This is a genomic window from Caballeronia sp. NCF2, from assembly GCF_023631205.1.
Classification (GTDB): domain Bacteria; phylum Pseudomonadota; class Gammaproteobacteria; order Burkholderiales; family Burkholderiaceae; genus Caballeronia; species Caballeronia zhejiangensis.
This window is the reverse complement of sequence record NZ_JALQDN010000028.1, coordinates 45,022-65,498: the sequence shown is the minus strand read 5'-3', so window position 1 is coordinate 65,498 and position 20,477 is coordinate 45,022. Positions and strand designations below refer to the sequence as shown.

The following is a 20,477-nucleotide window of genomic DNA, read 5'->3' as shown; positions in this document are numbered from 1 at the left end:
CGGGTTACTTTCGCAGCTCGGCGACGAAGTCGTAGTAGTCGTTGCGGCAGTAGGTATCGGTGAGCTCGATGGCGCGCTGATCGGCCGTGTAGCCGACGCGCGTGATGAGCAGCAGCGCGTCGTGTGGCGCGATGCCCATCTGCTCGGCAATCTCCGGGCTCGCGTTCACGGCGCGGAAATGCTGAAGCGCGCGCACGATCGAAAGCCCGCGTGCATCGAGATAGCTGTAGAGCGAATCGCCGATGGTCTGCGGATCGGGAATGCACGACGCCGGAAAGGTGGAATTCTCGACGGCCATGACGATGTCATCGGCGAGACGCAGGCGTTTCAGGCGCGTGACGGTCGCGGCGGGCGAGAGGCCGAGCTGGATGACTTCCTCGCGATTGGCCGGCTCGATGCTGCGCGAGAGCCATTTGGAACTCGGTTTGAAGCCGCGGCGCCGGAGCATTTCGGAGAAGCTCGACAGACGCGAGAGCGGGTCTTCGTAGCGCGGCGTGATGAAGCTGCCCGCGCCTTGTTCGCGGCGGATGAGCCCTTGTTCGACGAGCAGCGCGATCGCTTTTCGCGAGGTGATCCGCGAGACGCCGAGTGCTTCCGACAGCACGCGCTCGGAGGGCAGCGCTTCGCCTGCGTTCCAGCGATTGTCGTGGATAGCGTTGGCGAGCTTGCGGGCGAGTTGAAGGTAGAGCGGAGTGTCGCTGTCCGGGTCCGGGCGCAAATCGCGCCAGCGGTCTTCCGAGGTCGGGTTCATAAAGCGGACGCTAATGGGCCAAGCGGGGATTTTAAGACAAACGCTGAAGGTGGTCGCTCCGTGTTTCGCTTTGAGGCGGGTTTTGGTTGCTTGGCCTTTTTCTCGTCGGATCCCGTTTTCTTGGTGGTCCATCAGCATTGCCCCGCACAGGGGCAGTGCCGATCGACCGACACGGAAACGGGATCCGGCAAAACGCGCCCGACGCGACGCTACGAAAGCACTGAGCTCAAGCCGTAGCCGCCCCACCCACCCCACGCCCACCGCGCATATAAAGCGCCACCGACAACGCCACCGCCGCCGCCGCCGCCAGCGCGGCAAACAGAAACACCGACCCGTACCCCAACTCACCCGCGACATACCCAGCGAGCGGCCCGGTCAACCCGAGCGACAGATCGAGAAACACCGAATACGCCGACAAAGCCGCGCCCCGGCTGGCCGGCGGCACGAGCCCGACCGCCTCGACGCCGAGCGCCGGAAACACGAGCGCGAATCCGAAGCCGGTCAGCGCCGCGCCCGCGAGCGCGAAAGTCGGCTCGGCGGCGAGCCACAGCATCAGCAGACCCGCGCATTCGAACGCAAACGACACGATCGCCACGCGAAACCCGCCATACGCCTTGATCGTGTTGGCGAACAGAAGCCGCGCGCCGATGAACATCGTGCCGAACACCGTGAGCGAAAGCGCCGCGTTCGGCCAGTTGTGCGCGGCATAGTAAAGCGTGATGAACGTCGCGATGGAGCCGAATCCCGCCGATCCGAGCGCGAGTCCCAGTCCATGCGGCAACACGCGGAAGAACACGCTCCGATACGACATGCGCTCGCCGTGCACGATCGGCACGCTCGCCATGCGCATCGCGAGCCAGTAGCCGAAGCCGCCGAGCGCGATCACGATCAGCCCGAGCGACGCGAATCCCAGCGAATGATCGATCGCGACGCCGAGCGGCGCGCCGATCGCGAGCGCGCCGTAAGTGGCGATGCCGTTCCACGAAATCACCTTCGCGTTGTTGTTCACGCCGACGCGCCCGATGCCCCATGTGATCGATCCCGTCCCGACCCAGCTCTCGCCGAAGCCGAGCACGAGCCGCGCGATCACCAGCAGCACGAGACTCACCGCGTGCCACTGCGCGGCGAGCGCCGAGGCGAGCAGCAGCACGCCGCTTGCCGCGCACGCCGCGAGACCGTAGAGCACGGTTTTCTTGGGGCCGAGCGTATCGGCGGTGCGGCCCGCCAGCGGCCGCGACAGCAGCGTCGCGAAGTACTGGACGCTGATCGCCGCGCCCGCCATCACCGAGCCGTAGCCGAGATCGGTGTGCACGAAGCCCGGCAGCACCGCGAGCGGAATGCCGATCGTCAGGTAGCAAAGGAACGTGTACAGCACGACGGGCAGAATCCGCAGCGTGACGGCGAAGTCGCTTTGCGGCTTGATGCGGGACTCGGTGGACATAGGGAAATTGCGGGGTTGAATTCGGCGCGAAGGCGTGATTGTCCCATATGTTGCGGCGCAACGTCGCAGTCGTTTTGTAACCAGCTAGGACAAATCGCCTGTCCGAGTCATCGGGCGCCGCCGAGGGAACCCTTGCTGCATAAGGCTCGCAGCACATATCGGACGAAGAATATGTCGTTCATGCAATGCCGCCTATGGGTTATCGATTTTGGCGGTGATAGCTTTTGAACCATCGAAGCGACAGGACTAATCTGAAAAGGTCCGAAATCGCGAATGCCACCGGCTGCGCATCCCGCGCAACCAGCGAAAAAGCATCGAAGAGCCCCGAGACATCCATGACTGAGCCGATCCGCTTCTATCACCGCAACGCGATCCAGGAAGTGAGCGGCGCGTCGACGACGCGCACCGTCCTGCAATATCTGCGCGAAGACGCGCGCTGCACCGGCACCAAGGAAGGCTGCGCGGAAGGCGACTGCGGCGCGTGCACGGTCGTCATCGGCGAGCCGGACGGCGCGGGCGGCGTCGCGTTCAAGGCCGTCAACGCGTGCGTGCAGTTTCTGCCGACGCTCGACGGCCGCGCGCTCTTCACCGTCGAAGACCTGCGCCAGCCGGACGGCACGCTGCATCCGGTGCAGCAGGCGCTCGTCGATTGTCACGGCTCGCAATGCGGCTTCTGCACGCCCGGTTTCGCGATGTCGATGTTCGCGCTCTACGAAAAGCACGGTCATGCGACGACCGGCTGCCCGGGAACGTGCGAGAAGACGAAGCCCTCGCGCCAGGAGATCAGCGATGCGCTGACGGGCAATCTGTGCCGCTGCACGGGTTATCGGCCGATCATCGACGCTGCCGAGCAGATGTTCGACCGCGCGCCGCTCGCGCCCGTCAACGTGCCGGCGCTCGCGCGCACGCTCGAAAGCCTGAAGCGCGACGACACGTTCCACTACGAGCACGCCGGCCGCCAGTTCGACGCGCCGCGCACGACCGAAGCGCTCGCCGCGATCAAGGACAAAAACCCGAACGTGCGGATTCTCGCGGGCAGCACGGACGTCGGTTTGTGGGTGACGAAGCAGTTGCGCGATCTGGGCGATATCGTCTATGTCGGGCAGATCGACTCGTTCAAGCGCGTCGAGACGACGGACGAATGGATCGAGATCGGCGCGGGCGTGTCGGTCGAGCGCGCGTACGACGAACTCGTGAAGCTCTATCCCGAACTCGAAGAGACGCGTCTGCGTTTCGCGTCGCTGCCCATCCGCAACGCCGGCACGCTCGGCGGCAACGTCGCGAACGGCTCGCCGATCGGCGATTCGATGCCCGGCCTCATCGCGCTGAATGCGCGCGTCGTCCTGCAAAGCGTCGATGGTCTGCGCGAGATGCCGCTCGAGGATCTGTACATCGCGTATCAGAAGAAGGACATGCGCGAGAACGAGTTCGTCGCCGCGATCCGCGTGCCGACGCGCACGGGCAAGCGCGCGAACCTTAAGTTCCGCGCGTACAAGCTGTCGAAGCGTTTCGACTCCGATATTTCCGCCGTCTACGCCGCGTTCAGTTTCATCGCCGATGGCGACACGATCCGCGAGCCGCGCCTCGCCTACGGCGGCATGGCCGCGACGCCGAAGCGCGCGGAACACGCCGAAGCCATTCTCAACGATGCGCTTTGGCACGAAGCCACCGCGCAGGCCGCGATGATCGCGCTTTCCAAGGATTACCAGCCGCTCACCGACATGCGCGCGAGCAGCGACTATCGCCTCGACACCGCAAAGAGCCTCTTGTATCGCTTCTGGCTGGAGACGCGCCCGCACGATCCGCTGGACAAATCGAAGCTGGATGTGCGCGCAATCGAACTCGTCGAAGCGAAGTAAGCGAAGGAGCAAAAAAACATGAATCAGCAAGCAGAAGCATTCATCGCCGACGCTCAGTCGCTCGCGAACGAAATCGACGCTTTCAAGCAGGTCCACGTATCGCGTCCGCATGAGTCGGCGCATCTGCACGTGAGCGGGCGCGCGAGCTATACCGACGACATTCCGCTCGTCGCGGGCACGCTGCACGCCGCGCTCGGCACGAGCCCGAAGGCGCACGCGAAGATCGTATCGATGAACTTCGACGCCGTGCGCGCGACGCCGGGCGTGGTCGCCGTCTTCACCGCCGAGGACATTCCCGGCGTGAACGATTGCGGCCCGATCATCCACGACGATCCGGTCCTGGCTCAGGGCATCGTGCAGTTCGTCGGCCAGCCGATGTTCATCGTCGTCGCGACGTCGCACGATACGGCGCGCTTGGCCGCGCGTCGCGCGACCATCGAATTCGAAGACCTCGTGCCGATTCTCACGCCCGAAGACGCGCGCAAAGCGGAATCGTACGTGCTCAATCCGCTGAAGCTCGCGCGCGGCGACGCCGAGAGCCGCATGTCGAAAGCCGCGCATCACGAGCGCGGCGCGATGAAGCTCGGCGGCCAGGAACAGTTCTATCTCGAAGGCCAGATCGCCTATGCCGTGCCGAAGGAGGACGACGGCATGCACGTCTACTGCTCGACGCAGCATCCGACGGAAATGCAGCATCTCGTCGCGCATGTGCTGAACGTGCATTCGCATAACGTGCTGGTCGAATGCCGTCGCATGGGCGGCGGATTCGGCGGCAAGGAATCGCAGTCGGGCATTTTCGCGTGCTGCGCGGCGCTCGCCGCATGGAAGTTGCTGTGTCCGGTCAAGCTGCGTCCGGACCGCGACGACGACATGATGATCACCGGCAAGCGTCACGACTTCGTGTACGACTTCGAAGTCGGCTACGACGACGACGGCAAGATCGAAGGCGTGTCCGTCGACATGACGTCGCGCTGCGGTTTCTCCGCGGATTTGTCGGGCCCGGTGATGACGCGCGCCGTCTGCCATTTCGACAACGCGTACTGGCTCTCGGACGTGAAGATCGCAGGCTATTGCGGCAAGACCAACACGCAGTCGAACACCGCGTTTCGCGGCTTTGGCGGGCCGCAGGGCGCGTTCGCGATCGAATACATTCTGGATAACGTCGCGCGTGCGGTCGGAAAGGATTCGCTCGACGTGCGCCGCGCGAATCTCTACGGCAAGACGGAAAACAACAAGACGCCTTACGGCCAGACGGTCGAGGACAACGTCATCCACGAACTGATCGCCGAACTCGAAGAGACGAGCGAATATCGCAAGCGCCGCGCGGCCATCGACGAATTCAACGCGAACAACGCAATCCTGAAGAAGGGCCTCGCGCTGACGCCGGTGAAGTTCGGCATCGCGTTCAACGTGACGCACTTCAACCAGGCGGGTGCGCTGGTTCACATCTACACCGACGGCTCGATGCTCGTGAATCACGGCGGCACCGAAATGGGCCAGGGCCTGAACACGAAGGTCGCGCAAGTCGTCGCGCACGAACTCGGCGTGAACTTCGAGCGCGTGCGCGTGACGGCGACGGATACGAGCAAGGTCGCGAATACATCGGCGACGGCGGCATCGACCGGCACCGATCTCAACGGCAAGGCCGCGCAGGACGCCGCGCGCCAGTTGCGCGAGCGGCTCGCGAAGTTCGCGGCGGAGAAGTTCGGCGGCGGCACCGTCACGCCGGCGCAAGTGCGCTTCGCGAACGACCGCGTGATCGTCGGCGACGATGCCATTCCGTTCGGCGAAGTCGTCCAGAAGGCATATCTCGCGCGCGTGCAGTTGTGGTCCGACGGCTTCTACGCGACGCCCAAGCTCCACTGGGATGCAGCGACGATGCAAGGCCGTCCGTTCTACTACTACTCGTATGGCGCGGCAGTGTCGGAAGTGGTGATCGACACGCTCACCGGCGAAATGCGCGTGCTGCGCGCGGATGCGTTGCATGACGTGGGCGCGTCGCTGAATCCGGCGCTCGACAAGGGCCAGGTGGAAGGCGCGTTCGTGCAGGGCATGGGCTGGCTGACGACGGAAGAGCTGTGGTGGGACGACAACGGCAAGCTGATGACGCACGCGCCGTCGACCTACAAGATTCCGACGACCAACGACATGCCCGCCGATTTCCGCGTCGATCTCTTCAAGAATCGCAACGTGGAGGACAGCATCCATCGTTCGAAGGCCGTCGGCGAACCGCCGTTGCTGCTGCCGTTCTCGGTGTTCTTCGCGATCCGCGATGCCGTTTCCGCTGTCGGCGATCACAAGATCAATCCGCCGCTCAACGCGCCCGCGACGGCCGAAGAAATCCTGAAGGCGGTGAATGCGGTGAGGAGCGCGCGCTCATGATGCACGTCGTCCTGTTCGGCGCGGGCCACGTCGGCCACGCGCTCGTGAAGGTGCTCGGCACGTTGCCGTGCGTCGTGCAATGGGTCGATGCGCGCGACGAACTTTTCCCCGACGAAGTGCCGGCGAACGTGCAGATCGAAGCGACCGATCTGCCCGACGCGATCGTCGACGAAGCGCCGCCGGGCGCGTACTTCATCGTGATGACGCACGATCATTCGCTCGACTTTTCGCTGACGCAATGCATCATGCGGCGCGACGACTTCGCTTACTTCGGGCTGATCGGCTCGAAGACGAAGCGCGTCAAGTTCGAGCGGCGATTGATGGAGCGTGGTGTGGCGGCGGACCGGCTGCCGGAGATCACGTGTCCGATCGGCGTGGAAGGGATCGTCGACAAGGCGCCGTGGTCGATCGGGCTCGCCGTTGCCGCGCAACTGCTGCGCGTGCGGGAGATGACGGCGAGGTTCGGAACGCCGGCGGTGAACGCAGCGCATCTTTCCGCCTGAGCCACGATGACGCTTCAAGCGATGCCGTTGGTCTGTCTGAAGCGTCCCGGCGCGACGCCATAAAGCTCCTTGAACCGCTTCGAAAACGCCGCTTCCGACTGATACCCCACATCGGCCGCGACATCCGCGATGCTCTTTTTCGTATGCGTGAGCATCGTGCTGGCGAGCTGCATCCGCACGTGACTCAGCAACGCGAGCGGCGAGCTGTCCGAATGCGCCGAGAACGCGCGCATGAACGTGGCGCGCGACATCGCCGCTTCCTTGGCGAGCATCTCCAGCGTCCACGGTTCGGCGGGGCGCTCGAGCATCGCGATGATCGATGCGCCCAGCCGCCGGTTCGCCAGCAAGCCGAGCACGCCCGCCAATGACGGCTGTCCGTCGAGCCACGCGCGCAGCACCATCGTGAAGAGCGCGGTCGATAGCGCCGTGACGATCGACGGCGCGCCCAGTTGCGCATCTTCCGCTTCGCGGCGCATCGTCTGGACGAGCGGCGCGAGATAGGAAGCCGACGCGTTCGAGAACGATACGTGCACGACATCTGGCAGGACGTCGATCAGAAGCGCGCGCGGCGCGTAGAGAAAGCGCCCGCACAGCAAGTCCACGCCCGGCGGCTGCCCGCCGCAATTGCTTCTTACCGTGACCGCGCCGTTGTCGCGCGCTTCCATCTCGACTTTGGACGAGCCGCCTTCGCGCGCCTTGATGCTCAGCACATGCGCGTCTCCGCGCGGCAGAAAGAAGATGTCGCCCGCCGTCAGTTCGAGCGGCGCGTGACCTTTGCGCACGACGGTGCACGCGCCGTCGAGCACGACGTGATACACCGCTTCGCCGGCGGGCGCGGGCGCGTGATCCAGTTCCAGCGGGCCGCGCAGCAGGCAGCGCAGATCGAGCGCGCCGGCAAGGCTCGCAAGCTGAATCAGTTTGTCGAGAGCATCCATGTGAGCGGGCGGGCAGAAGGTGTCGTTCGGATAGTACCGAAGTCCCGCCGCGCGTGCGTTACTTCGCGGCTTCGCCCAGTTCGGCGGTTTCATCGCCCGATGCCGCCGCCGCAACTTGCTTCCTGCCCGTGAGCGAGTCGGATACGGTCGACATCAGCGTGCGCAGCCAGGCGATGTCCGTCGGCTGATCGGGCTGTGGCACCGAAAGCTGATAGCACTTGATGCGTGGAAACGGCACCGGCGAATCGAGCACGGCGAGCGGCAGCATCGCCGCATAGTGCTGCGCGAAGCGGCGCGGCGCGGTGAAGATGAGGTCCGACTGCAACAGCACCTGCGGGACGAGGCCGAAGTACGGAATCGTCGTGACGATGCGCCTTTCGATGCCCGCGCGCGCGAGCCCGATGTCGATCGGATGACGCCGGCCGCCGCTATACGGCGTCGGCGCGAGGTGCGCGGCGAGCGCGTAGCGTTCCGCCGTCAGCGGTTCGCGCGCGAGCGGATGATTCGCACGCATCAGGCAGACGAATACGTCGCTGAAAAGATCCTGGCGTTCGAAGCGCGGCTCTGGCTTCGTCCAGTTCGCGACCATCAGATCGATTTCGCCTCCGTCAAGCATGCGCTCGTGATCGCGCATCGGATTCAGCGACTCGATCTCCAGACGCGCATTGGGCGCTGCGTCGCGAAAAGCGGCGACGAGCGTCGGCATGAAGAAATCGTTCAGATAATCAGGCGCGGCCACGCGGAACGTGCGGCGCGAGCTTTGCGGGTCGAAATCGCCGTGCGGCGTCGCGACGAATTCCACTTCGCGCAATGCGCGTTGCGCGGGCGCGAGCAGCGATTCGCCGTATTCGGTCGGCACCATGCCCTGTTTGCCGCGCACGAGAATCGGGTCGTTCAGGATCTCGCGCAGACGGCGCAGCGCGGTGCTGATCGCCGGTTGCGTCTGGTTCAGCCGCTGCGCGGTCTGCGTCACGCTGCGCTCCAGCAGCAAGGTGCGCAGCACGCGGATGAGCCAGATGTCGAGTGAGTCGGCGGGATCGTTCATGGCAAGCAAGTGAATTCAGGACGCGCGGGCGCGAACTCGCGAGCCCTAAAGCCGAAGTAAACCGCTGATCCAATTTTGACGCCATAGCAGGCGCGCTATGCACGGCATAGGCGCGTCCGCCATCCGGCCGCCGTCAGCTGAAATCGGCGTCTTTCGGCGCGATCGGCAGCGCGCTGATGCGCTTCACTTCCGCGCCGTCGAGCCAGTTCGGCGAGCGCGCGACGTAGAGCACCATCGGCAGCGTGTCTTCGCCCCAGAAGATCTGGTCGTTGACGAGGAAAGTCGGCACGCCGAACACGCCCATCGCTACGGCGCGGTCGTTGTTGTCGCGCAGCTTCGCCTTGACGTCCTCATCCTCGATGCGCGTCACGGCCTCCGGCATGCCGACGTGCTCGCACAACGCCTTGAAGCCTTCCGGCGTCGCGGGATCGCGCCCTTCGCGCCAGATGTAGCGGAAGATCTCGCGCACGCGGGCGATGTCGCCGTCAGCGAGCACGGCAAGACGCAGCGCCTTGCTCGTATCGAACGGATGGGCGGGCGGCATCTTGAACGGAATGCCGAGCTGCTCCGCGCGAAACAGCGCGTGCCGGTAGGTGAAGACGCGCTTGGACGGAATCGTCGCGGCGTGCGGCTGGCCCCAGCGGTCGAGCAGCTTCATCAACTGGACGGGCACGAGCTCGAACGGCATGTCGGGCCACTTCTCATGCTGCTCCAGCAGCAAGTACGAAAACGGCGATATGAAGTCGAAGAAAAAGTACGGATGACCGGTGCTGGTCGAATGCGGGGCACTCATGTTCCCTTCTCCCTGAGATTCCGTGGCTTTGCTCGCGCGGCGGCGCGCTCTGAGCCGCATCTGTTCGTTTTTTGTCGTGTCCTGCATGACGGAGGCAGCGCGCGGCGTCGCATCCTTTTTTAACGTTTCTCCAACAGATATTACGTGCTGCCTTGCTCCGTGTCTGCTTGGCGAACGACACCGGCCGCATGCTGTTGCGCCATGTCGCGCGCGCGGGTTTGGTCGGCCGGGGCGACCGGCGCGTGCGCGAGACGCTCCCGCACGAAACCGATGTGCTCGCGCAGCACGTAGAACTGATCGGCGAACGCGAGCGGCATCTTCATGCGATTGACGGCCGTTTCGATCGCGTCGATGCGGTCGAGCAGGGCGTCGCGCTGCGCGGTGTCGGGGCCGCTGATCGCTTCCCGCTCTATCGCAATCAGCGCGCCATACCAGCGGTAGATGCGCGATTTCACGCGCCATCGATACAGCCCCGGCACGAGCCGCAAGCCCGGAATCAGCACGACGATCAGCGGCACCAGCACGACCAGCACGCGATCCGCGAGACTCGCGACCCAGAACGGCAGCGAACGGTACAGAAAGCTCTTGCCGGATTTGTAATAGCGCTCGGCGTTGTCGCTGATGCGGAATTCGTGCACGAGCGGCGCGGGGAATTCGTTCGCCCGCTGCAGCAGATTCGCGCGCCCATGCACCTCGCGCGCGGCTTCGATCAGCAGATCGGAGAGCGCCGGATGCAGGCTGTCGCGCGCGACCAGTTCGGCGGTCGGCGCGATCATGTGGACCGCGCGCGGCGGCAGGTTGCGGGCGAAATCGAAGGCGCCCATCGGCAAGTCGATTTCCGTCAGATACGGAAAGCGGCGCGCGTAGGCGTCGGCCTGGGCGAAATCCATGAAGCGGATGCCGGACGTGCGCAGGAGCTTCGCCATCGTCGGCGGCTGCGCGGAGTCGCCGGTCAGAAAGGCTGCGTCGATCTGGCCGTCTTCGAGCGCTTTCGCGGCTTCGTCGCCGGCGAGCGGCAGCAGTTCGGTGTCGCCGCCCGGCTCGATGCCGTTCGCCTTCAGCAGATTCAGCGCGAGCACGCGCGTGCCGCTGCCTTCCGCGCCGATCGCGAGCCGCTTGCCCTTCAGCTCCGACAATCGGCTGACGACCGTCGCGCAGCGATAGAACACCGCGAGCGGCACGTAGGACACGCTGCCGAGCGATTCCAGATTGTCGTGCGTCGCGCCCGGCTTGGTCAGGCCGCCCTGCACGAAGCCGACGTCGACGTTCGATTTCGGGTCTTCGAGGCGCGTCAGGTTATCGAGCGAGCCTTGCGTCTCGAGGATGTTCAGCGTCACGCGGTTGCGCGCGAGGATCGTCTTGTATTTCTGCGCGCTCGTCCAGAACGAGCTGCCTTTCGGGCCGGCGGCGATGGTCAGCGTGCTCGGCGGCGCGGGCTGGATCAGCCGCACGGCGGCATAGAGCGCGGCCGCGCACACGAGCAGGATCGGGCCGAAGGTGAGCGCGAGATCGCGCCATGAGATCGCGACGAAGCGCGCGCCGATTCTCGGCAGGGGCTTGCGTTTGGGCGGGACGTCCGGATCGTGGCCCGGATTGTTTCCTGAAGGGTGGGTCATCTCGTCGGTAATCTTGAAACTTCGTGCGTGCGAGCTTACCCGATCGCGATGCGCCCACGTCTGCCCGAACGTGTTCGGCGAGGCGCGCGAGCGGCGCGTCCGGACGGCCAGCATGGCGTCGATGGTACATGAGATCGCGCGTCGCCCGGATGACCGCGGGCCCGGCGCGCCGTGTGACAGGCGTGTGTAGAAAGCGCGCGCGCTGTTGCTTGCGAACGGCGTCGCATATGGCCGCATTGTTAAAAGCTTTGCGCTAATGGCCGCGCTGGGCTAAATTGACGTTCGCCGCCGCACGACAAGGCTCCTCGCGCCGCCGCAGCCCGGAATGTGGGTTCGCGGACCGCCAAGCAGGCGCCATGCGGCAGGTCATATTCGAGCCGGCGGGCGTCATCGCCCGAAAAAACCGGCCGTGATTTGTTTCGATCGCCAGTCTCTCGCAGCACCGTGAGCCGCATCCGCCGGCTTGCCGCCGCTATTCCCGCGTCAGTTTCAGGCGCCGGGCGCGCGCGGTCACGGTCAGCCGCTCGATGTCGTTGCCCAGCCGCTGGGAATGCGGCCCGCTTTTGAAGTGCAAAACGAGCGAAGTAGCAACTGTGCGAAGTCAACAAGCGAAACAAAAGGAGAAATCATGAAAGCAGTCGATCTGTTGAAGGCGCTGGGCGTGGTGGTGTGCGTGGCCGTGGCATCGAGCGCCTATGCGCAATCGAGCGACGCGGCGGCCACGAGCACCGACTCGGCAGCGGCGGCCAAGGCTCAGAAATCCGCGACCAAGAAAACCGACCGCAAGCTCGGCTACGACGTGCGCCGCGCGCTGTCGAAGGCACAGGGCTTCGACGTGTCGAACGTGTTCGTGCGCGCGCGCAGCGGCGCGGTCACGCTGACCGGCACGGTGCCGGAAGGCGGCCAGATCGCTCAGGCCGAAGAAGTCGCGAAGGGCGTGCCGGGCGTGAAGTCGGTCTCCAACAAGATTACGCTCGGCGTTCAAGGCGGCGGGCAATAACACGCATCACAGGCAGTGGGCGGCATCTCGCGATGCCGCAAGCTTCGCTCGTCTGGCGGGCGTTTGAACGGGCTCCGGCGTCGCCGCCGGGGCCCGTTGTCGTTTGGAGCTTTTGCAGCCGGCGCGCCTGAAATCGGCTGTGACTGGCGTTCGATCGGCGCGATACTCGCATTGTCGATCGCTTGAAAATCGCATCACTCAATCGGAACCGATGGCGGAGATTCAAATGAAAAGACTCGCGCGTTTCCCGAGGTTGCAGGCTTTGCAGGATGTGCCGCGAACGGCCGCGCTCGGCGCGCTGGCGTTGCTGGCGGCGGCGACACTAGCCGCATGCCACGGCGGCGATGACGACAACGGCGGCGGCGGCCAGCCGGCCAACAGCTTGCCGAGCTTCATCTCGGGCTCGGTGAACACCCAGACTTACGACGGCGTCTCCGACGATTTGCTCACGGCCGGTCTCGGCAAGACGGGCCTCGCGTCGGCGACCGCGCCGACGTTCGCGAAGCCCGCCGCGCCGACGGCAGCCGAATTGCGCCGTCTCGCGATCTATTCGAACTACCGCGCGCTCGTCGACATGTCGGCGAACGGCGGCTACGGCCGCTTCTGGGGGCCGAATGTCGATCTGAACGGCAACGACTCGCTCGGCGAAGGCAAGATTGCGGGCAAGGAGTACATCGCCTACGCGGACGATGGCAGCGGCAGGCAGAACGTGAGCCTGCTCGTGCAGATCCCGACGAGCTTCAATCCGGACCAGCCGTGCATCGTCACGGCGACGTCATCGGGATCGCGCGGCGTCTACGGTGCGATTTCGGCGGCGGGCGAGTGGGGCCTCAAGCGCGGCTGCGCGGTCGCCTACACGGACAAGGGCAGCGGCAACGGCGCGCAGGAAATTTCGACGACGCTCGTGACGCTCATCGACGGCACGCTCGCCAGTGCGGACATCGCCGGGACCAAGGCGATCTTCAAGGCGAACGTGAGCGCGTCGGCGCTGTCGTCGTTCAATTCGGCGTTCCCGAATCGCTACGCGTACAAGCACGCGCATTCGCAGCAAAACCCGGAGCAGGACTGGGGCAAGAACACGCTGCAGGCGATCCAGTTCGCGTACTGGGCGCTCAACGACATGTTCGGGCCGGTCAGCGGATCGACGCATCAGGTGCGCTACAGCAAGGGCAGCATCACGACGATCGCGGCATCGGTGAGCAACGGCGGCGGCGCATCGCTGGCGGCGGCGGAACAGGACACCGATGGCTGGATCACGGCGGTCGTCGTCGGCGAGCCGCAGATCAATCTGAATTTGCCGTCGCAGGTTTCGGTGCGGCAGGGCGGCGTGCCGGTCGGCTCGTTCGGCAGGCCGCTCGCGGATTACATGACGCTCGCGAACCTGCTGCAGCCGTGCGCGGCGCTCGCGCCCGCTGCGGCAGGCGCGCCGTATCTGACGACGCTTCTGCCCGCCACGACCAACGCGATCCGCACGGCGCGCTGTGCGACGCTTGCCGCCAACGGCTTCGTCTCGGGCGGCACGACGACGGAGCAGGCGACCGATGCGCTGAACCGTCTGCATCAGGCAGGCTACGAGAGCGATTCCGACACGCTGCACGCGCCGATGTGGGATTCGCAGGCGGTGCCGGCCGTAGCTGTGACTTACGCCGATGCGTACATGAAAGCGAGCGTGCTCGACAATCTCTGCGAGTTCAGCTTCGGCACGACCAGCGCGGCGACGGGCGCGGCCGGCGTCACGCCGCTCGTCTCGCCGATGCCGACGATCTTCGGCAACGGCAACGGCGTGCCGCCGACCAACGGCATCAACTTGGTCTACAACGCGGGAACGACGGGCGCGGCGGATCATCGGCTGGCGACGCCCGATGCGAGCTACGCGGGCGCCGCCTGCCTGCGCGCGTTATGGACGAACGGCAACGCGACGATGGCCGGTAGCGTCAATGCGATCCGCGTGAACGCGAATCTTCGCGGCAAGCCCGCGATCATCGTGCAGGGCCGGGCGGATGCGCTCGTGCCGATCAATCATGCGTCGCGGCCGTATCTGGGTGCGAATCGCGTGGCGGAGGGAAGCAAGAGCCAGCTTTCGCTGTATGAGATCACGAACGGTCAGCACTTCGACGCGTTCCTGAGCGTGGCGGGCTTCGACACGCGCTTCATTCCGCTCCACTACTACGACATTCAGGCGCTCAACCTGATGTGGAACCACCTGAAGAACAACGCGCCGCTGCCGCCGTCGCAGGTGGTGCGAACGGTCGCGCGCGGCGGCAAGGCGGGTTCGGCGCCCGCCCTCACGACGTCGAATCTGCCGCCCATCGCGACCGATCCCGGCGCGAACGCGATCTCGGTGGCGGGCGGCATCGTCAACGTGCCGAACTGACGGTTCAGTGCGTCACGGTGGCCGCGGGCACTGCGGCCGCCGACGCCGCCGGGACTTCCGATGCGCCAGCCGCAGCCGCATCCGCATTCGGCCTCTGGATCGCGGTCGCGGCGGCGGGCGCCTGCACGACGATCGGCGTCGGCGTCAGCTCGGGCGAGCTCACGATGATCGACGGCGCGAGCGGCTTGCTTTTCACTTCGTCGCCGGCGACGGGCGCGCTGCGCGGCACCGTGTTCAGATAGTGGTCCATCAGACCGAAGAAGCGGTCATAGAACTTGCCGGCGGGCACGGTCTCGCTGGAAATCTTGACCATCGCGTCGCTGTTCGAGCGGATCGGCAGCGACAGCGAGCCGAGCACGCTCAAGCCCACGCTCGCGGACGTGTCGCTTTTCTTGAGCGCATAGCCGTCCTGCACGGCGTTCACGTACGCGATGCTTTGGTTCGTCGCGTTTTCGCCGGGCGTGCAAACGACGTGGAACGAGACGACGACGTGCGTTTCGGCGCTCGGCTGGAAATTCTTGGTCGCGTCGACGGTGTCGGGCTGGCCCATCGTCGTGAGAAAGCCTTGCGACAGCAGCGCGCGGCGCGCGGCCTCGCAGGTTTCGTTGACGGTGGCGTCAAAATTGTGCGCGAACGGGCTCACGCCGGTGCTGAACAGCTCCTGCTGATAGCTCGGCGTGGTGGCGGCGCGGCCGCCGCACCCGACAAGGGCGGTCAGCGCGAGCGACACGAACACGAGACGCGACGATGCGAGAGATGACATGAGCGGCTTAAGACGGAGAGCGAGAGGAACGAAGAGAGGCAGGTGAAGATTGTAGTGCCAGCGGTATCACCGACGAAAAAGCAGGGGTCTTAGTTCCTTCAGCAAGCGAAAAGCCCGGCACGCGAGGCCGGGCTTCGTCGGATGCGGCGTCGCGCGCCGCTTTGCGTTCGCTTACGGACGATTGAAGTCGACCGGATTGGCATCGGCGGCGGGGCGGACGATACGGCTCAAAAAGCCGACGCGCGCCGGTTTCCCCGATGCCGACGCGCCATCGCTCACGCCGCCAAACGACGCGTTCGAGGCGCTTTGTTGCGCGGCCACGCGCGCTTCGGCAGCCTGAATCTCGGCGGGATACGTGGCTTGATCGGCCATCGGCTTGTATCCGGCGCGTTCGAGCTGGACGAGCTCGGCGCGCACTTGCGCACGGGTGGCAGGGCCGTCTTCGCGCGCTTGCGCGAAAGCCGGCGCGGCGAGTACGGCTGCAATGGCGATGGCGGGAACGATTGATTTGAACTTGAACATGATGACCTCCGGATGCTGTTTTAAGGAACGTCGCGGCGGAGTGTGTGTCTTTCCGTTGCTTCGTCGTTGAGATGCAGTCTAGGCTCCGGACGACCTAGGAAAAACCCTAATCCGACGAAATCACTTTTGTCGAATCGGCATTAATTCTGTCAATCGGTTTTTGGTTTCCATTGATCCGATTTTCCGCTTATGGACGCAGTGCCGTTTTTCAAGAGTCAAGCGCTTTAGCGTTTTCCCGGCCTTTGCGTCCTTGAAATTGTCAAAGTCGCTCCATATAATTGGCACTCACTGCACGAGAGTGCTAACAAGATTGCCGTCCGGCGAGATCCTTCTCAAAGGACGGGTTTTCCCGCGTTTTCAGTCTCAATCAAGAGAGGAGTGTGTATGAACCTTCGTCCTTTGCACGATCGCGTCATCGTCAAACGTCTGGACCAGGAAACCAAGACCGCATCGGGCATCGTGATCCCTGAAGCAGCCGCTGAGAAGCCGGATCAAGGCGAAGTCCTGGCCATCGGCCCGGGCAAGCGCGATGACAAGGGCGCGCAAATCGCCCTCGACGTGAAGGTCGGCGACCGTGTTCTGTTCGGCAAGTACGCTGGCCAGACCGTCAAGGTCGACGGGCAGGAACTGCTCGTCATGCGCGAAGAAGACATCATGGCCGTTCTGGTCAAGTAAGCATCCTTCCTGCACGTTTGGCTTCGTCTGCCTGAGCCGCTCCTCCGAGCGCCGCAGCGAAGCCAGCAAACCGAATCGAATCAAGGAGTTTGGATATGGCAGCTAAAGAAGTCACTTTTGGCGATTCCGCACGCGCCAAGATGGTCGAAGGCGTGAACATCCTGGCCAACGCGGTCAAGGTCACGCTGGGTCCGAAGGGCCGCAACGTCGTGCTCGAGCGCTCTTTCGGCGGCCCGACGGTCACGAAGGACGGTGTGTCGGTCGCGAAGGAAATCGAACTGAAGGACAAGCTCCAGAACATGGGCGCGCAAATGGTCAAGGAAGTTGCTTCCAAGACCAGCGACAACGCAGGTGACGGCACCACGACCGCTACCGTGCTCGCGCAATCCATCGTTCGCGAAGGCATGAAGTACGTCGCATCGGGCATGAACCCGATGGACCTGAAGCGCGGCATCGACAAGGCCGTGGCTGCAGCAATCGAAGAACTGCGCAAGATCAGCAAGCCCTGCACGACGAACAAGGAAATCGCGCAAGTCGGCTCGATCTCGGCGAACAGCGACACGTCGATCGGCGAGCGCATCGCTGAAGCGATGGACAAGGTCGGCAAGGAAGGCGTCATCACCGTCGAAGACGGCAAGTCGCTGCAAGACGAGCTGGACGTCGTCGAAGGTATGCAATTCGACCGCGGCTACCTGTCGCCCTACTTCATCAACAACCCGGACAAGCAAGTCGCCGTCCTCGAAAACCCGTTCGTGCTGCTGCACGACAAGAAGGTTTCGAACATCCGCGATCTGCTGCCGGTTCTGGAACAAGTCGCGAAGGCTGGCCGTCCGCTGCTGATCATCGCTGAAGACGTCGAAGGCGAAGCGCTGGCTACGCTGGTCGTCAACAACATCCGCGGCATCCTGAAGACGGTTGCTGTCAAGGCTCCGGGCTTCGGCGACCGCCGCAAGGCCATGCTGGAAGACATCGCGATCCTGACCGGCGGTCAAGTGGTCGCGGAAGAAACCGGCCTGACGCTCGAGAAGGCAACGCTGGCTGAACTGGGCCAGGCGAAGCGCATCGAAGTGGGCAAGGAAAACACGACGATCATCGACGGCGCTGGCGAAGCCGTGAACATCGAAGCGCGCGTGAAGCAAGTGCGCAAGCAGATCGAAGAAGCGACGTCGGACTACGACCGTGAAAAGCTGCAAGAGCGCGTGGCCAAGCTGGCCGGCGGCGTTGCGGTGATCAAGGTCGGCGCTGCGACCGAAGTCGAAATGAAGGAAAAGAAGGCACGTGTCGAAGACGCACTGCACGCAACGCGCGCAGCTGTGGAAGAAGGCATCGTGGCAGGCGGCGGCGTTGCGCTGATCCGCGCACGCAAGGCGATCGACGGCCTGAAGGGCGCGAACGCAGACCAGGACGCCGGTATCAAGATCGTCCTGCGCGCAATGGAAGAGCCGCTGCGCCAGATCGTCACGAACGGCGGCGAAGAAGCTTCGGTCGTGGTGGCAGCAGTTGCTCAAGGTACGGGCAACTACGGCTATAACGCGGCAACCGGCGAGTACGGTGACCTGGTGGAAGCCGGTGTCGTCGACCCGACGAAGGTGACGCGCACGGCGCTGCAAAACGCGGCATCGGTGGCTGGCCTGCTGCTGACGACCGACGCAGCTGTCGCCGAACTGCCGAAGGAAGATGCTCCGATGCCTGGCGGCATGCCCGGCGGCATGGGCGGCATGGGCATGGACATGTAATCTGGCGAAAGCCGATTACATCGGCGCGGGCTTCGAAAGAGGCTCGCGTCATGCCAAAGAAAAACCCGCAGCGATGCGGGTTTTTTTTCGTCCGGACTATTTGTTCATCTCCTCGCGCAACTTCTGCGCGGCGGCCTTGTAGTCGTACGTCGGATAGAACTCCGTCCGATATCCGCCCCATGCGGTGCTTTCGATCGCGCGATTCACTTCGCGCAACCGGTCGGCGGGCACGCGCAGCGTCACGACCTGGCCGATGCCCATCATCACGTACCACGACACCACTTCGACGCCCGGCGATGGAACATTCTTGGATAAAACATCGGCGATCTTCCGTCACGCGGGAAGTATAGGTGGCGGACCGATGGTTCGCTTTCGAGCCGATGCGGATCGAACTTCCTTGACACTTCTATGTATGGATGTACAGTATCAATATGCCTATCACACTCCAATCTGGCGTTCGATTCAGAGCCTATCCTGATGCGGAATTGGCGTCGACGCTCGCGCGATGGATTGGCTGTCAGCGCTTCATTTACAACGGAAAAGTAGACGAAGATCGGCTCTTCGCAGCACAACGCAGGCTTGAGGTAGTCTCGGGTAACGTGGAAGTCAAAGCCCCGCTTGATCAGGCTTACGCGCAGTTCAAGGACCGGGAACTGACACCGTGGCTGTACGAGGTGCCAAGTCAAATCCTGCGCAACGGCGCAGTGCGCTGGATGAACGCTAAGCAACGACAGTTGAAAAAGCTCGCGAACGCACCGCGACGCCGCACACGGAGAGACTTCAACAGCGTCCACGTGACCGCGGAACTGTTCCGCCTTGTCTAGACTGCTGCAGGGCCGGCCATCCAACTGGGCACGAAGGCCGATCCCATCGGCAGGTTGCCATTCAAGGCGCATCGCCCGTTTGGAGAGCCAAAGAGCATCGTCCTCCGCGAGCTTGCTGGTCAATGGTTTTTGAGTTTCTGCTACGAGCACGAGAGCAATTTCATTGTGCGCATGCCGCACGAATTGGCGTACGAGTTGGATACGCTCGACGACGCGACGCTGGCTAGGGTCACGCTCGGCCTTGACCGCAACGTGGCAGACAACTGTGTTGCCACGAGCGCTGGTGAGCAGTTGCGCTTCGATCCTGTGACCGTGAAACGTATGGAGCGCAAGGAGATCGGTGCCAAGCGATATCAGCGGCGCTTAGCGCGATCGCAGGATGGGTCGGCGAACCGCCGCAAACTGGCCAGACGGATTGCTCGACGGCTGGAGTACGCAGCGCGCGTGCGCAACGACTTCGCTCACCGACTCACTTATCGGCTCGTCAACAGCGAAGCGCGTTTCTTTGTGCTCGAGGATCTTAAGGTCAGGAACATGAGCCGTCGTCCGAAGGTGGTCAAAGACGAGCGCACAGGAAAGTGGCTCGAAAACCGTGCGAAGGCGAAGGCTCACTTGAACCGGAAGATCCTCGCCTCGTGCTGGGGCAGAATCGACGTATATTTGCGCTACAAGGCCGCGAAAAAGAACAAGCTAGTCGGCAAGGTGCCAGCACAAAATTCGTCAAGAGGATGTTCCCGGTGCGGGCACATCCATGCAGACAACAGGGATGCCCGTCGCTTTGTCTGTCTACGCTGCGGTTTGTCGCTGCATGCTGACCATAACGCGGGGATCAACATCAAGACCCTCGGTATCCGAGCATTGCGCGACGGAGCTTTCTTCGTCGAGAAGTCTAAAAAGCGCATTGCGTTTCGACGGATGGACAGAATTCCGACCGGTGGGACGCCGGAAGTTGCCTGTGGAGCGAATGTAAGTCCTGATCCACGCCTAGCTGCGTAGGTCAAGGCAGTCCGCCGCGAAGCAGGAATCATGCGCCGCGAGGCACAGAAGCATCGCGTCTTCAGGCCGATGAGAGTTCACGTAGCCTTGTTCCTTCAACTTCTGCCGAACGACCTGCCGCCGTGTCTTCGATTCATTCTGCTCGAAGAAGATCGTCAGCAGCGGTGTGCGGTCGCCCGCGAGCGCGACGTTTTTGCTTCTGCTCGGGACGGCGAACTCGGCAGCGAGGCGAGCAGCATGGCTGCAAGCAAACGGGCAATTC

The 20,477-nt window shown here is 63.9% G+C and carries 17 protein-coding genes and 1 pseudogene; 9 read left to right on the top strand and 9 right to left on the bottom strand.

All coding sequences use genetic code 11. The features are described 5' to 3' along the window. Nucleotides 1-4: 4 nt before the first annotated feature. Both NCS02_RS11370 and NCS02_RS11365 read right to left on the bottom strand, forming a co-directional pair. Nucleotides 5-751, bottom strand: a complete 747-nt coding sequence (locus NCS02_RS11370; protein WP_008342704.1) for a GntR family transcriptional regulator — start codon at nt 749-751, stop codon at nt 5-7. A 226-nt stretch (nt 752-977) separates the two neighbouring features. Beyond that, nucleotides 978-2,192 carry an MFS transporter gene (locus NCS02_RS11365; RefSeq protein ID WP_250523126.1) on the bottom strand — a complete coding sequence of 405 codons (1,215 nt, stop codon included), beginning with the start codon at nt 2,190-2,192 and terminating at the stop codon, nt 978-980. 335 nt (nt 2,193-2,527) lie between these two features. Between NCS02_RS11365 and xdhA the strand changes: the two genes are divergently transcribed. Genes xdhA through xdhC form a run of 3 tightly spaced genes read left to right on the top strand, consistent with a single transcriptional unit; the run spans nt 2,528 to nt 6,936 of the window. Beyond that, complete coding sequence (xdhA, locus tag NCS02_RS11360) at nt 2,528-4,051, top strand: xanthine dehydrogenase small subunit (protein WP_250457458.1); 1,524 nt, start codon at nt 2,528-2,530, stop codon at nt 4,049-4,051. An 18-nt stretch (nt 4,052-4,069) separates the two neighbouring features. Then, nucleotides 4,070-6,433, top strand: a complete 2,364-nt coding sequence (gene xdhB / locus NCS02_RS11355) for a xanthine dehydrogenase molybdopterin binding subunit (RefSeq protein ID WP_034471603.1) — start codon at nt 4,070-4,072, stop codon at nt 6,431-6,433. Beyond that, nucleotides 6,430-6,936, top strand: a complete 507-nt coding sequence (xdhC, locus tag NCS02_RS11350; protein WP_250507491.1) for a xanthine dehydrogenase accessory protein XdhC — start codon at nt 6,430-6,432, stop codon at nt 6,934-6,936. Before xdhB ends, xdhC begins: the two co-directional genes overlap by 4 nt. Before the next feature lie 14 nt (nt 6,937-6,950). Here xdhC and NCS02_RS11345 read toward each other — a convergent pair whose 3' ends face one another. From NCS02_RS11345 to NCS02_RS11330, 4 genes are all read right to left on the bottom strand, one after another. Then, nucleotides 6,951-7,871 (bottom strand): AraC family transcriptional regulator, encoded by a 921-nt coding sequence (locus NCS02_RS11345; RefSeq protein WP_250480654.1) that lies wholly within the window; start codon nt 7,869-7,871, stop codon nt 6,951-6,953. 58 nt (nt 7,872-7,929) lie between these two features. Continuing rightward, nucleotides 7,930-8,916 (bottom strand): LysR family transcriptional regulator, encoded by a 987-nt coding sequence (locus NCS02_RS11340; protein WP_250523125.1) that lies wholly within the window; start codon nt 8,914-8,916, stop codon nt 7,930-7,932. Nucleotides 8,917-9,049: 133 nt separating this feature from the next. Next, entirely contained in the window at nt 9,050-9,709 is a 660-nt protein-coding gene (locus NCS02_RS11335; RefSeq protein ID WP_008342696.1) for a 2-hydroxychromene-2-carboxylate isomerase, read from the bottom strand. Nucleotides 9,710-9,849: 140 nt separating this feature from the next. After that, nucleotides 9,850-11,325 (bottom strand): TAXI family TRAP transporter solute-binding subunit, encoded by a 1,476-nt coding sequence (locus tag NCS02_RS11330; RefSeq protein WP_250523124.1) that lies wholly within the window; start codon nt 11,323-11,325, stop codon nt 9,850-9,852. 628 nt (nt 11,326-11,953) lie between these two features. Here NCS02_RS11330 and NCS02_RS11325 point away from each other — a divergent pair. Both NCS02_RS11325 and NCS02_RS11320 read left to right on the top strand, forming a co-directional pair. Next, the gene (locus NCS02_RS11325; RefSeq protein WP_061162774.1) at nt 11,954-12,325 is read left to right on the top strand and encodes a BON domain-containing protein; all 372 of its coding nucleotides are present in this window, start codon (nt 11,954-11,956) and stop codon (nt 12,323-12,325) included. 226 nt (nt 12,326-12,551) lie between these two features. After that, nucleotides 12,552-14,699, top strand: coding sequence for a D-(-)-3-hydroxybutyrate oligomer hydrolase (locus tag NCS02_RS11320; protein ID WP_250457461.1), 2,148 nt, complete (start codon nt 12,552-12,554; stop codon nt 14,697-14,699). A gap of 4 nt (nt 14,700-14,703) precedes the next feature. Here NCS02_RS11320 and NCS02_RS11315 read toward each other — a convergent pair whose 3' ends face one another. Next, nucleotides 14,704-15,462, bottom strand: coding sequence for a DUF2242 domain-containing protein (locus NCS02_RS11315; RefSeq protein ID WP_250523123.1), 759 nt, complete (start codon nt 15,460-15,462; stop codon nt 14,704-14,706). A gap of 171 nt (nt 15,463-15,633) precedes the next feature. Beyond that, nucleotides 15,634-15,984: a DUF4148 domain-containing protein gene (locus NCS02_RS11310; protein ID WP_034471613.1), complete on the bottom strand. Its 351-nt coding sequence runs from the start codon at nt 15,982-15,984 to the stop codon at nt 15,634-15,636. Nucleotides 15,985-16,368: 384 nt separating this feature from the next. Between NCS02_RS11310 and NCS02_RS11305 the strand changes: the two genes are divergently transcribed. Beyond that, nucleotides 16,369-16,659: a co-chaperone GroES gene (locus NCS02_RS11305; protein ID WP_006999126.1), complete on the top strand. Its 291-nt coding sequence runs from the start codon at nt 16,369-16,371 to the stop codon at nt 16,657-16,659. A 95-nt stretch (nt 16,660-16,754) separates the two neighbouring features. Continuing rightward, nucleotides 16,755-18,395, top strand: coding sequence for a chaperonin GroEL (gene groL, locus NCS02_RS11300; protein WP_008342681.1), 1,641 nt, complete (start codon nt 16,755-16,757; stop codon nt 18,393-18,395). A gap of 96 nt (nt 18,396-18,491) precedes the next feature. Here the strand turns inward: groL and NCS02_RS11295 are convergent. Further along, a pseudogene (locus tag NCS02_RS11295) lies at nt 18,492-18,704 on the bottom strand (hypothetical protein); the annotation flags it as partial. Nucleotides 18,705-18,826: 122 nt separating this feature from the next. Between NCS02_RS11295 and NCS02_RS11290 the strand changes: the two are divergent. Continuing rightward, nucleotides 18,827-19,219: a helix-turn-helix domain-containing protein gene (locus NCS02_RS11290; protein WP_250523122.1), complete on the top strand. Its 393-nt coding sequence runs from the start codon at nt 18,827-18,829 to the stop codon at nt 19,217-19,219. Nucleotides 19,220-19,273: 54 nt separating this feature from the next. Beyond that, nucleotides 19,274-20,215 carry an RNA-guided endonuclease InsQ/TnpB family protein gene (locus NCS02_RS11285; protein WP_250523121.1) on the top strand — a complete coding sequence of 314 codons (942 nt, stop codon included), beginning with the start codon at nt 19,274-19,276 and terminating at the stop codon, nt 20,213-20,215. Nucleotides 20,216-20,477 lie beyond the last annotated feature (262 nt).